This window comes from Saccharothrix stipae (genome assembly GCF_054781895.1).
Genome location: NZ_BAAGTN010000002.1, coordinates 705294 through 717951 on the forward strand (window position 1 = coordinate 705294; position 12658 = coordinate 717951).

Consider the following 12658-nt stretch of genomic DNA (forward strand, 5'->3'; position numbering starts at 1 on the left):
GTCTCCTCACGAGTCCCAGATGGCGCCGAACGCGGGCACACCGCGCGCCTCCAGCTCCTCCACGACGTGCCAGGTCGTCTTCTTGTTCGAGATGCAGATCACGGCCTCGGCGTCGAACTCCCGGTGCGCGCGCAGGGCCAGTTCGACCAGGTCGGGTTTGCCGTCGCGGACGGTGTCCCAGACCAGCGCGTCCGGTTGCACGGCCTCGATCTCGTCCACCAGCTCGTCGCCGTAGGTCTCGCGCGGCGTGCGGGTGGACCACACCAGGCGCGACGGCGTCTCCCGCGACAGCAGGTGGGGCAGGCACGGACCGATGCCGCTGCCGGTGGCCACCCACACCACCCTGGTGAACAGCTTGTCGATGTTGCCGACACCGGCGGTGGGGACACCCTTGACCCACAGGTGCGTGGGGAGGTCGTCGATCAGCGAGCCGGTCCAGTCGCCCGCGCGGGAGATGGTGAGCCGGAACCCGGGGCGGCCGGGCGTCGGCACGTTCGCGAACGAGTGCCACTCCAGCAGCGGGTTGCGGCTCACCGCGGTCGAGGAACCGGCGAACGGCGTCACGCCGTGGTCGAACGACACGAGCGCGACGTGACGTGACGGCCGGGTGATCCGCACCGGCACGCGACGCAGCCGCGTCCACGGCAGCACGACGCTCGTGACCACCAGCAGGAGCAGCCAGAACTGGGTCGAGCCGACGAAACCCGGCTGCCGGGACGCGTGCACGGCGAACAGGACCAGCACGGTCCAGCCGGCGAACCGGTGCACGCGCTCGAACACGTCGTGCCGCCGGGCGCGCAGGGCCGGCAGGGCGAACACCACCATCGCGGTCAGCAGGCCGAGGATCGTCCACGTCAGGGGGTCGGCCAGGACCCAGGCCAGCACCGCGAACCAGGCGGTGGCGCACAGCGCGGCGCCGACGTGCAGGCCGCCGAAGTGGTAGACCTTGCCCAACGTCCAGCGGACCCGCAGCGGCCACGTCGTCGGCGCGCTCGTGGCGAGGCGGAACAGCAGGTTGATCACGTGCTGCTGGCGGATCAGGACGGCCAGGGCGACGTTGACCACGACCAGGTCGGCGAGCTCCGCCGCGGAGTCCACACCGAACGACGCGACCGCGTTGGCCCCGACCACGGCGACGGCGAGTCGGTTGTGGTGGGTGAACGGGCGCCTCCTGAGCCTGAGCTGCCACGGCGGCGGGGCGGTGCGCGTCGTGGTCATGCGACCGTCACCAGCGACGACAGCGCGGCCCGGTCCACTTTGCCCCGGTCGGTCAGCGGCAGGTCGTCCACCGCGATGACCAGCGACGGCACGCAGTAGTACGGCAGGGCGCGTGCGACCGCGTCCCGGGCCGCGTCGGGCGCGACGGTGGCGGGGCTGACGAACCCGACGAGCCTGCCCTCGTGCAGCACGGTGGTCGCGCGGGCGCAGCCGGGCGTCGTCTCCAACGCCGACGTCACCGCGTCCAGCTCGACCCGGAAGCCGCGGACCTTGACCTGGTCGTCGGTGCGGCCGTGGTGCTCCAGCTCGCCTTCCGGCGTCCATCGGACCAGGTCACGGGTGCGGAACATCAGGTGGTCGCCGCCGAGGAAGGGGTCGGGGCGGTAGCGCTGGGCGGTCAGCACGTCGTTGCCCAGGTAGCCCGCCGTGACGCAGGCGCCGCCCGCCCACATCTCGCCGACCTCGCCGATCCGGCACGGCCGCAGGTCCTGGTCGAGCACGTAGACCGTGGTGTTGGGCACCGGGCGACCGATGGTCAGCCCGCCCGACCGCGGGTCGTAGCGCTGCACGGTGTTGACGATCGTGACCTCGGTGGGGCCGCAGGCGTTGTGGAACGCCGCGCGGGCGGACCAGGCGTCGGCCAGGGGCTTGGGACAGCGCTCCCCCGCCACGGCGACCGCGCGCACGTCGGGGCACGCGTCGGGGTCCACTGTGGACAGCACGCCCGGGGTGGCGATGAGGACGGTGGCGGTGCTCGCCGTCGCCCCGATGTCACGACCGCGCAGGACGGACGTGGCGCCGTGGGCGAGCGCGCCGAAGATCTCCCAGACCGCCATGTCGAACGCGATGTTGAGCAGCTGCGCGACCCGGTCGCCCGGTCGGATGCCCAGGTTGCCGGGTGCGGTGAGCAGGACGTTGCACAGGTTGGCGTGGGTGACGAGGACGCCGTTGGGCACGCCGGTCGTGCCGGAGGTGAAGATGACGACGGCGGTCTCGCCGTGCTCGGTGGTGGGTGGGCCGACGCGGCGGTCCGGGAGGGCGTCGAGGGCCAGGACCGCGGGTGCGGCGAGTGCGGGCGCGTGCTCGCGGGTGGTGAGGACGACGTGGATGTCCGCGGTGCGCACGACGTGGTCGAGGTGGGGGCGCGGGGTGATCCGGACGTCCTGCGGCACGTACGCCGCGCCGACCTTCAGCACGGCCAGGATGCCGACGACCAGGTGGATCGACCGGGTTAAGAAGATGCCGACGTGATCACCGGGGCGCACGCCCGCGTCGAGGAGCGCGGCGGCGGCGACGTTCGCGCGGTGGTCGAGTTCGCCGTAGGTCAGGCAATCGCCCTCGTGCTCGACCGCGCGCGCGTGAGGCGACCGTGCCGCGTGGAACTCGAAGGCTTGGTGGATCCGGTGGTGCGGCGGGGTGGCGCTCGGCCCGCGACCGAATCGTCGGAACAGCGGACGATCGTCCGGGGGCAGGCCTTGCACAGCGGAGGGCTCGGTCATGGCCGTCACAGGGTGTGCACCTCTCGTCAGCCGGGCGCGGTCACCCGGTCTGAACGAGACAGCCCCGCCGTCCGTTCAAGCCGAACGAAAAAAAGTTGAAATTTCTTCAACCCACGAGTCGAACACCCACCCCCGAGAGTCCAACCTTCAACCCGCGAGAGTCCAACACTCACCTCGCGAGAGTCCAACGCTCAACCCACGAGAGTCCAACGCTCACGACCCCTGAGTTCAACGCTCACGACCCACCGGGGGTGGCTGAGCGTTGAATTCAGGTGCTCTGAACGTAGGACTCTCGCGACCTGAACGTAGGACTCTCGTGACGTGGAGGTAGGACTCTCGCGTCTCAGGTGGTGGTCCAGGCGTCGGCGAGGAGTTGGCGGGTCTCGCCGAGCAGTTGTGGCAGGACCTTCGTGTGGCCGATCACCGGCATGAAGTTCGCGTCGCCGCCCCAGCGCGGCACGACGTGCTGGTGCAGGTGGGCCGCGATGCCCGCGCCCGCCACGACGCCCTGGTTCATGCCGATGTTGAACCCGTGCGGGTTCGCCGCCTGGCGCATCACCCGCATCGCCTTCTGGGTGAACGCGGCGAACTCGGCCGTCTCCGCCACGGTCAGGTCCGTGTAGTCGGGCACGTGCCGGTACGGCAGCACCATCAGGTGCCCCGGGTTGTACGGGTACAGGTTCAGCACCGCGAACACCAGCTCACCACGCGCCAGGATCAGGCCCTCGGCGTCGTCCAGCCCGATCACCCGGCAGAACGGGCACCCCTCGGGCTCGTCGCCGACGGCCTTGCCCTCACCGCGCACGTACGAGAGGCGGTGCGGGGTCCACAGCCGCTGCAACGCGTCGTCGACCCCGACCCCGTCCTGCTCCTCGTACTCGTTGGTCACTGGACCAGGTCCGCCGTGGGCGAGGCGTTCTCCCGCCGCGCCACCCAGTCCACGACCGTCTCGACCGCCCGCTCGACCGGCACGCCGTTGATCTGCGTGCCGTCGCGGAACCGGAACGACACCGCGCCCTGCTCCACGTCCTTGCCGCCCGCCAGCAGCATGAACGGCACCTTCTGCGTGGTGTGGTTGCGGATCTTCTTCTGCATCCGGTCGTCGGAGGCGTCCACCTCGACCCGGATGCCCTTCGCCTTGAGCTGCTTCGCCACCGCCAGCAGGTGGTCGACGTGCTCGTCCGCGATCGGGATGCCCACCACCTGCACCGGCGCCAGCCACGCCGGGAACGCGCCCGCGTAGTGCTCGGTCAGCACGCCGAAGAACCGCTCGATCGAGCCGAACAGCGCGCGGTGGATCATCACCGGCCGCTGCCGCGTGCCGTCCGGGCCGGTGTACTCCAGCTCGAACCGCTCGGGCAGGGTGAAGTCGAGCTGGATGGTCGACATCTGCCACGTGCGGCCCAACGCGTCCTTGGCCTGCACGGAGATCTTCGGCCCGTAGAACGCCGCACCGCCCGGGTCCGGCACCAGTTCGAGGCCGGAGTCCTCGGCGGCCTCCCGCAACGCCTCGGTGGCCGTCTCCCACACCTCGTCCGAGCCGACGTACTTCTCGTCGTTGCGGGTGGACAGCTCCAGGTAGAAGTCGTCGAGGCCGTAGTCGCGCAGCAGCCCGAGCACGAAGCCGAGCAGCGACTTGAGCTCCTCCTGCACCTGGTCGGGGGTGCAGAAGATGTGCGCGTCGTCCTGCGTCATGCCGCGCACGCGGGTGAGGCCGTGGATCACGCCGGACTTCTCGTACCGGTAGACCGAGCCGAACTCGAACATGCGCAGCGGCAGCTCGCGGTAGGACCGCCCGCGCGACTTGAAGATCAGGTCGTGGAACGGGCAGTTCATCGGCTTGAGGTAGTAGTCCTGGCCGGGCTTGCGCAGCTTGCCGTCCTCGTCGTACTCGGCGTCGAGGTGCATCGCCGGGTACATGCCGTCCTTGTACCAGTCGAGGTGGCCGGACGTCTCGAACAGGTTGCCCTTGGTGATGTGCGGCGAGTAGACGAACTCGTAGCCCTCCTCGGAGTGCCGGGCGCGCGAGTAGTCCTCCATGGCCCGGCGGATGATCCCGCCGCGCGGGTGGAACACCGCGAGGCCCGAGCCGATCTCGTCGGGGAAGCTGAACAGGTCCAGCTCGACGCCCAGCTTGCGGTGGTCGCGCCGCTCGGCCTCGGCCAGCAGCTCCAGGTGCGCGTCCAGCGCCTCCTGCGACTCCCACGCCGTGCCGTAGATGCGCTGCAGCTGCGGGTTCTTCTCGTTGCCGCGCCAGTACGCGGCGGCGACGCGGGTCAGCTTGAACGCCGGGATGTGCTTGGTCGTCGGCACGTGCGGGCCGCGGCACAGGTCGCCCCACACGCGTTCGCCGGAACGCGGGTCGAGGTTGTCGTAGATCGTCAGCTCGCCGCCGCCGACCTCCATGATCTCCGAGGAGTCGACCGCGGTGTCGGACAGCTCGGCCTTGATGTCCACGAGTTCCAGCTTGAACGGCTCGGCGGCCAGCTCGGCCTTGGCGGCGTCGACCGACTCGACCACTCGCCGGGTGAACCGCTGCGCGCCCTTGATGATCGCCTTCATGCGCTTCTCCAGCGCCTGGAGGTCTTCGGGCGTGAACGGCTTGTCGACCCGGAAGTCGTAGTAGAAGCCGTCCTTGACCGGCGGGCCGATGCCCAGCTTGGCCTCGGGGAACTGCTGCTGCACGGCCTGCGCCAGCACGTGGGCGGCGGAGTGCCGGATGACGCTGCGGCCGTCCGCGGTGTCGGCGGCGACCGCCTCGACCTCCACCTCGACCTGCGGCGTCCAGGACAGGTCACGCAGGTGGCCCTCGGGGTCGCGCACGACCACGACGGCGTCGGAGCCCTTGCCCGGTAGCCCTGCTTCACGCACCGCCGTCCCCGCGGTGGTCCCCGCCGGCACCACCACGCGCGGTGGGATCGGGGCGGCTGCGGGGCGCGGTAGGGACACGGTGACTCCTCGTGGTGTGGTCCGTCCTTCGCCGCAGATGTTATCGGTGCTCACCGACTCCTTTTCCGGCGCACCGGGTCGGCCGGGTTCGGCTCACCGCGATCACCCGGTCGGGTCGCCCGTCAGCCGCGGATCAGGGTGGGCAGCGCGTCGACCGAGGTCACGGCCCGTCCGGTGGTGCGCTGGTAGCGGCGGACGAGGTCGCGGAGGCGGACGTGGTGGCCGAGCCGGCGTTCGGCGGTGAGCAGCGGGTTGCGGCGCGGGGGCGGGAAGGTCGCGGCCAGGTCGGCCAGCAGTGCCGGCCGGTCGACGCCCGCGGTCTTGAGCACCCAGGCGACGCCCGGGTCGAGGGCGGTGAGGGCGAGGGCCAGGTGCTCGGGGCGGTGCTCGCGTTCGCGCCGGGCCAGGGCGAGGCGCAGGGAGGCCGAGTAGGAGGCCTGCGCGTCCAGGCCGAGGGGCGGGTCGAGGCGGGCGCAGCGCCGGCGCGCGCGGGCCGCGCCGAACGGCAGCAGCGGTTCCCGGCCGGCGGGGCGGTCCAGGGCCGGTGCGCCACCCCGGCCCAGCAGGCGGTCGAGGTCGACACCCAGGGGCGCGAGCACGACCCGGTCCGCCGCACCGCCCGCGCCGAGCGGCGCCGCGAGGTGCGCGGCGTCCCGGATCGCGGAGGGGGTCGCCCCGTGGCGACGCAGGACGTCGGCGAGCGGGACGTCGTCTCCCGGGGCGGCGGTGCGCGACTGGTCGGCCGGCGATGTGGTGGCGAGGGCGGCCAGGAGGTGTTCACTGCCCGTGCGCGGGTGGCCCAGGTCCCGTGCCAGCGCGAGCGCGCGGCCGATGGTGCGGTCCAGGTCGGGGTGGTCGCCTCGGAACACCGGTCAGTCCTCTCGGCCGTACTTGCGGTGGACGGTCTGCTTGGTCACGCCCAGGCGGGTGGCGATGTCGCGCCACGACCAGCCGGCCCGGCGCGCGGCGGCGACGTGCTCGGCTTCCAGCTGTTCGACCAGGCGGCGCAGGCGGGCCACGGCGCGCAGGCCGGCGTCCGGGTCGGCGCCGTACGCGTCCGGGTCGAGATCGGCGATCGCAGCCATGTCGTCAACATATGCTGACGCTCGGCGGGCGTCAACATGTGCTGACGCCAGGGGTTCACAGCGGAGCTACAGCCGGCCATCAGGATCTCCTCAGGTCGATCACGCACCATGGCGGTCACCAGCACGGGAGAGCAGGAGTCCGCCATGTCAGACCCGAACCGACCACCGCACGACAACCCCGGCCCGCCGGCCGACCGGACTCCCCCGCCCCCGGCCGCCGGGCAGCAACCCGCAGACGCCACCACGCCCATGGCCACCCCGGCACCCGATCCCGCCGGCCCGGCGGCCACGACGCCCGCGTCCCCCAGCGCCGAGCCCACGGCAGCCCAGCCCACGGCCGGCCAACCCACCGCAGGCCAACCCAGCGAGGCCCAGCCCACCGCAGGCCAGGCCGCCGCGGCCCCCGGCGAACCGGCCGCCCAGGCCGGCGGGACTCCCGACGCACCGGCGGCCCGGCCCACCGCGCCCGGCGAGCAGGCCGCGGCCTCGGCCGAACCGGTCGGCGCCCCACCGGCGCCGGGCGCGCCGCACCCCGGCCACCACCCGACGCCTCCGGGCAGGGGCGCGGCGGTCGGGCGGGTCGTCCGGCACCGGGCCACCCAGCTGGTCGCCGTCGGCCTGCTCGGGCTCGTGCTGGGCGGTGGGATCGTGGCGCTGGCCGACCGCGACCACCACCACCGCTACGGTGTCGGCGCCGACCGGCCCGGTCACTCGCGGTTCGACGAGCGCGGCGACCGGGGTGATCGAGGCGACCGGCGCGAGTGGCCGGACCGGGGTGACCGCGGCCCCGACCGGGTGCCCGGACCCGATTTCGAGCGCTGAGCTCAGGACAGGAAGCCGCGCAGCAGCAGGGCCGTGCCGTCCAGGTGCTCGGCCATCGCCCGCCGCGCGGCCTCCGGGTCGCCCGCCACGATGTGCGTGACGATCAGCTCGTGCTGGTCGTTGGAGTGCGCCAGGTTGGGCGGCAGCAGCGGGATCCGGTCCAGCAGCGCGTTGACCCTGGTGCGGGCGTCGGCGACGGCCGCGGTGAGCGACGCGGAGCCGGTCGCCTCGGCGATCGCCAGGTGCAGCCGCGAGTCCTTGCGCCGGTAGGAGTCCACCGACGCGTCACGGCACTCGGTCAGCCGCGCCACCAGGTTGCGCCGCTCGACCGGACCGAGCGCCCGGCCCGCCGCGCACTCCGCCGCGCCCGTCTCCACCGCCGCGCGCAACGTCAACGCGTCCGCCAGCTCCACCGGGTCGACCCGACGGTCGGGCGCGGGCACCGGCAGCGGCGAGTTGACGAACGTCCCGCCGTACCGGCCGCGCCGCGACTCGACGTACCCGGCGTCCTGCAACGACCGGATCGCCTCGCGCAACGTCACCCGGCTGACGCCCAACCGGGTCGCCAGGTCGCGTTCCGCGGGCAACCGCTCCCCCGGCCCCACCACACCGAGCCGGATCGCCTGCATGAGCCGTTCCACGGTCTCCTCGAACGCGTTGCCCGCCCGCACCGGCCGGAACAACGCGTCCGGCAACGGCATCACAGCGGTGTCACGTAGGCACCGGCGATCCCGCCGTCCACCAGGAAGTTCGACGCGGTGATGAACGACGAGTCGTCACTGGCCAGGAACGCCACCGCCGCCGCGATCTCCTCCGGCTCGGCGAACCGGCCCAACGGCACGTGCACCAACCGCCGCGCGGCCCGCTCCGGGTCCTTCGCGAACAGCTCCCGCAACAGCGGCGTGTTCACCGGTCCGGGTGACAGCGCGTTGACCCGCACGCCTTGCCGGGCGAACTGCACGCCCAGCTCGCGGCTCATCGCCAGCACCCCGCCCTTGGACGCCGTGTACGAGATCTGGGAGGTCGCCGCGCCCATCGTCGCCACGAACGACGCCGTGTTGATCACCGAGCCGCGCCCCTGCGCGAGCATGTGCGGGATCGCGTACTTGCAGCACAGGTACACCGACGTCAGGTTGACCTTCTGCACCCGGTCCCACGCCTCGATGCCCGTGGTCAGGATCGAGTCGTCGTCCGGCGGCGAGATGCCCGCGTTGTTGAACGCGACGTCCAGCGAGCCGTAGGTGTCCACGGTGGTCTGGTACAGCGCCGACACCTGCTCCTCGTCGGTCACGTCGACCGGCACGAACAGCCCGCCCACCTCGTCCGCCGCCGCCTTGCCCGTGTCGGCGTCGACGTCGGCGACGACGACCCGCGCGCCCTCCGACGCCAGCCGCCGCACCGAGGCCAGCCCGATGCCGCTGCCACCGCCGGTGACCACGGCAACCCGGCCCTCAAGTCGCACAACCATGTCTCTCCCAATCAGTGAGCGATGAAGACGTTCTTGGTCTCGGTGAACGAGTCGAGGGCGTCCGGCCCCAGCTCACGTCCCAAGCCGGACTGCTTGAACCCGCCGAACGGGGTCCAGTACCGCACCGACGAGTGCGAGTTGACCGACAGGTTCCCCGCCTCGATGGCACGCGACACGCGCAGCGCCCGGCCCACGTCCCGGGTCCAGATCGACCCCGACAGGCCGTAGGCGCTGTCGTTGGCCAGCCGCACCGCGTCCTCCTCGTCGGTGAACGGCAGCACGGCCACCACCGGCCCGAAGATCTCCTCCACGGCCGCGCGATCACCGGGTGCGACGGGGGCGAGGACCGTCGGCGGGAACCAGAAACCGGCACCCCCGGGCGCGGAGCCGCGGAACGCCACCGGCGCGTCGGACGGCACGTAGGACGCGACCTTCTCCCGGTGCGCGGCGGAGATCAGCGGTCCCATCTCGGTCGCCTCGTCACCCGGCTCGCCGACCACGACCCCCTTGACGGCGGGTTCCAGCAACTCCATGAACCGGTCGTACACCGACGCCTGCACCAGGATCCGGGACCGCGCGCAGCAGTCCTGACCGGCGTTGTCGAACACCCCGTACGGCGCGGTGGCCGCGGCGCGCTCCAGGTCGGCGTCGGCGAACACGACGTTGGCCGACTTGCCGCCCAGCTCCAGCGTCACCCGCTTCACCTGCTCGGCGCAGCCCGCCATGATCTGCTTGCCGACCCGGGTGGACCCGGTGAACACGACCTTGCGCACGTCGGGGTGCGTGACGAACCGCTGCCCCACCACCGGTCCGGCGCCCGGCAGCACCTGGAACACGTCCGGTGGGATCCCGGCCTCCAGCGCCAGCTCGGCCAACCGCAACGCGGTCAACGGCGTCAGCTCGGCGGGCTTGAGCACCACCGTGTTCCCGGCCGCCAACGCGGGCGCGAAGCCCCACGCGGCGATCGGCATCGGGAAGTTCCAGGGCACGATCACGCCCACCACGCCCACGGGCTCGTGGAACGTGACGTTCAGCCCGCCCGGCACCGGGATCTGCTTGCCGAACAACCGTTCCGGCGCGGCGGAGTAGTAGTGCAGCACGTCCCGCACGTTCCCGGCTTCCCACCGGGCGTTGCCGATGGTGTGCCCGGCGTTGAGCACCTCCAGCGCCGCCAGCTCCTCCAGCGCGCCGTCGACCGCCTCGGCGAACCGGCGCAGCAGCCGGGCCCGGTCACCCGGGGCGACCGCGCGCCACCCGGGCAACGCCGCCGACGCACGGGCGATCGCCGCGTCGGTCTCCTCCGCCGTCGCCAGGGCCACCGAGCGGACCACCTCCTCGGTGGCCGGGTTGATCACGTCGTACGCGGTCACTTCACTCCCCTGTCGAATGCGGCCCTGTCGAACGCGGCCCGATCGGACGCCGCCCGGTCGAACGCCGCCCGGTCGGACGCGCCACGGTCGGACGCGGCACCCACGAGCGCGGCGAACAACCGGTCGTCCTCGCTGTCGGCCTCCGGGTGGGACTGCACGCCGAGCGCGAACCGCGCGCCCGGCAGCTCCACCGCCTCCACGGTGCCGTCCGGCGCGCCCGCGACCACCCGCAGGCCGTCGCCGAGCACGTCCAGCGCCTGGTGGTGGTGGCAGTACACGGTGGTGGCCAGGCCGACGATCCCGGCCAGCGCCGAACCGGGCGCGACCGCGATGCCGGTGTGCCCGTAGACGCCGGGCGCCGGGTTGTGGCCGTCCACGTGCTGCACGAGCGTGCCGCCCAGCGCCACGTTGAGCACCTGCATCCCCCGGCACACCGCGAGCAGCGGCAGGTCCAGCTTCAGCGCCGCGCGGGCCAGGTCCAGCTCGACCCGGTCCCGCTCCGGCCGCGCCGGTCCGGTGCGCGGGTCGCGCGGCCGCCCGTACAGCTCGGGGTCGATGTCCGCGCCGCCCGCCAGCACCAGGCCGTCGAGGAAGGCGACGCTGTCGGGGTCCCAGGTGCCGACCGGCGGCAGCAGCACCGGGTTGCCGCCCGCGCGCACCACCGAGTCGAGGTAGTCGCGGTGCAGCACCGCCGCCTCCACGTCCCAGACGCCGAACCGCACGCGTTCCAGGTAGGTGCTGACCCCGATGAGGGGCCGTGCCCTAGAGCCGCTCGAAACCACGGATCCGCTCCCAGTCCGTCACCGACTTCTCGAACGCGGCCAGCTCCACCCGGGCCGCGTTGAGGTAGTGCTCGACCACGTCCTGGCCGAACGCCTCCCGGGCGAGTTCGCTGCGGGCCAGCAGGGAGGCGGCGTCGCGCAGCGTGGCGGGCACCGTGGGCCGGTCGGAGGCGTAGGCGTTGCCGACGAACTCCTCCTCCAGCGGCAGCTCGTTCTCCACGCCGTGCAGACCGGCCGCGATCAGCGCGGCCACGGCCAGGTACGGGTTGACGTCGGCGCCCGGTACCCGGTTCTCGAACCGCAACGACTGGCCGTGCCCGACCACGCGCAGCGCGCACGTCCGGTTGTCCTTGCCCCACGCCACCGCGGTCGGCGCGAAGCTGCCCTCGGCGAACCGCTTGTAGGAGTTGATGTTCGGGGCCAGGAAGTAGGTCAGCTCGCGCAGCGCGGCCAGCTGCCCCGCCATGAAGTGCTCCATGAGCTTGGACATGCCGTGCCCCTCGGCGAACACCGGCTCGCCGTCGGCCGAGCGCAGGCTGAGGTGGATGTGGCAGGAGCTGCCCTCGCGCTCGTTGTACTTGGCCATGAACGTCAGCGACCGGCCCTGCTGCGCCGCGATCTCCTTGGCGCCGGTCTTGTAGAGGCTGTGGTTGTCGCAGGTCGCCAGCGCCTCGGTGTAGCGGAAGGCGATCTCGTGCTGGCCGGGGTTGCACTCGCCCTTGGCCGACTCGACCACCATGCCGGCACCGGTCATGTGGTTGCGGATGGCGCGCAGCAGCGGCTCGACGCGCGAGGTGCCCAGCAGCGAGTAGTCCACGTTGTACTGGTTGGCCGGGGTGAGGCCGCGGTAGCCGCGGTCCCAGGCGTCCTCGTAGGTGTTGTCGAAGACGATGAACTCCAGCTCCGTGCCGACGAACGCGCTCAGCCCGCGTTCGGCGAGCCGGTCGAGCTGGCGCTTGAGGATCTGCCGCGGCGAGGCCACCACCGGCTCGCCGTCCTCCCAGACCAGGTCGCACATGACCAGCGCGGTGCCCTCCTGCCACGGCACGCGGCGCAGCGTGGACAGGTCTGGCTTCATCACGAAGTCGCCGTAGCCGCCGTCCCACGACGACATGGCGTAGCCGCCGACGGTGTTCATCTCCACGTCGACGGCCAGCAGGTAGTTGCAGCCCTCGGCGGAGTTCGGCAGGACCTCGTCCAGGAAGTAGCGCGCGGCGCAGCGCTTGCCCTGGAGGCGGCCCTGCATGTCGACGACGGCGACCAGCACCGTGTCGACCTCCCCGGCGTCCACGAGCACGCGCAACTCCTCCACGGCGAGCATCCGCAGTACCTCCCAAAGGTATGTCAGCGAGCCATTGGACACCTCATCTTGACACCTTCGAGTGAAGCCCGCCACACCCTTCGGCGGCACGTCCACGGCGTGCTCCCTGTTGACACGATCCGGTGACGCGCGCCACTCTCCCCT

Annotated in this window: 12 protein-coding genes; 1 reads left to right on the forward strand and 11 read right to left on the reverse strand. The window is 72.3% G+C overall.

Annotated elements, in window-relative coordinates; genetic code table 11:
• Window positions 1-6: 6 nt before the first annotated feature.
• The 6 genes from ACYVLT_RS06205 to ACYVLT_RS06230 all read right to left on the reverse strand — a co-directional run bounded on the left by ACYVLT_RS06205 (window position 7) and on the right by ACYVLT_RS06230 (window position 6751).
• Window positions 7-1218: a ferredoxin reductase domain-containing protein gene (locus ACYVLT_RS06205; protein WP_461119118.1), complete on the reverse strand. Its 1212-nt coding sequence runs from the start codon at window positions 1216-1218 to the stop codon at window positions 7-9.
• Window positions 1215-2717 (reverse strand): amino acid adenylation domain-containing protein, encoded by a 1503-nt coding sequence (locus tag ACYVLT_RS06210; protein WP_461119119.1) that lies wholly within the window; start codon window positions 2715-2717, stop codon window positions 1215-1217. The genes ACYVLT_RS06205 and ACYVLT_RS06210 overlap by 4 nt, the downstream gene beginning before the upstream one ends.
• Window positions 2718-3060: 343 nt before the next feature.
• A complete protein-coding gene (locus tag ACYVLT_RS06215) occupies window positions 3061-3606 on the reverse strand; it encodes an HIT family protein (RefSeq protein ID WP_461119120.1) in 546 nt (181 codons plus the stop codon).
• Window positions 3603-5666, reverse strand: a complete 2064-nt coding sequence (gene thrS / locus ACYVLT_RS06220; RefSeq protein WP_461119121.1) for a threonine--tRNA ligase — start codon at window positions 5664-5666, stop codon at window positions 3603-3605. The genes ACYVLT_RS06215 and thrS overlap by 4 nt, the downstream gene beginning before the upstream one ends.
• A gap of 122 nt (window positions 5667-5788) precedes the next feature.
• Complete coding sequence (locus ACYVLT_RS06225) at window positions 5789-6535, reverse strand: Clp protease N-terminal domain-containing protein (RefSeq protein ID WP_461119122.1); 747 nt, start codon at window positions 6533-6535, stop codon at window positions 5789-5791.
• A gap of 3 nt (window positions 6536-6538) precedes the next feature.
• Entirely contained in the window at window positions 6539-6751 is a 213-nt protein-coding gene (locus ACYVLT_RS06230) for a helix-turn-helix domain-containing protein (RefSeq protein ID WP_461119123.1), read from the reverse strand.
• Between the two features lie 144 nt (window positions 6752-6895).
• On the opposite strand from ACYVLT_RS06230, the gene ACYVLT_RS06235 reads away from it, so the two are divergent.
• Complete coding sequence (locus ACYVLT_RS06235; protein ID WP_461119124.1) at window positions 6896-7573, forward strand: hypothetical protein; 678 nt, start codon at window positions 6896-6898, stop codon at window positions 7571-7573.
• A 2-nt stretch (window positions 7574-7575) separates the two neighbouring features.
• Here the strand turns inward: ACYVLT_RS06235 and ACYVLT_RS06240 are convergent, their stop codons facing one another.
• The 5 genes from ACYVLT_RS06240 to ACYVLT_RS06260 are packed head-to-tail and all read right to left on the reverse strand — an operon-like array spanning window position 7576 to window position 12514.
• On the reverse strand, window positions 7576-8274 hold the full coding sequence (locus ACYVLT_RS06240; protein ID WP_360456967.1) for a FadR/GntR family transcriptional regulator: 699 nt from the start codon (window positions 8272-8274) through the stop codon (window positions 7576-7578).
• Complete coding sequence (locus tag ACYVLT_RS06245; protein WP_461119125.1) at window positions 8274-9041, reverse strand: 3-oxoacyl-ACP reductase; 768 nt, start codon at window positions 9039-9041, stop codon at window positions 8274-8276. The genes ACYVLT_RS06240 and ACYVLT_RS06245 overlap by 1 nt, the downstream gene beginning before the upstream one ends.
• A gap of 11 nt (window positions 9042-9052) precedes the next feature.
• A complete protein-coding gene (locus ACYVLT_RS06250) occupies window positions 9053-10411 on the reverse strand; it encodes an aldehyde dehydrogenase family protein (protein WP_461119126.1) in 1359 nt (452 codons plus the stop codon).
• Window positions 10408-11193, reverse strand: coding sequence for a gamma-glutamyl-gamma-aminobutyrate hydrolase family protein (locus tag ACYVLT_RS06255; RefSeq protein ID WP_461119127.1), 786 nt, complete (start codon window positions 11191-11193; stop codon window positions 10408-10410). Before ACYVLT_RS06255 ends, ACYVLT_RS06250 begins: the two co-directional genes overlap by 4 nt.
• Complete coding sequence (locus ACYVLT_RS06260) at window positions 11174-12514, reverse strand: glutamine synthetase family protein (RefSeq protein ID WP_461119128.1); 1341 nt, start codon at window positions 12512-12514, stop codon at window positions 11174-11176. The genes ACYVLT_RS06255 and ACYVLT_RS06260 overlap by 20 nt, the downstream gene beginning before the upstream one ends.
• Between the last annotated feature and the right edge of the window lie 144 nt (window positions 12515-12658).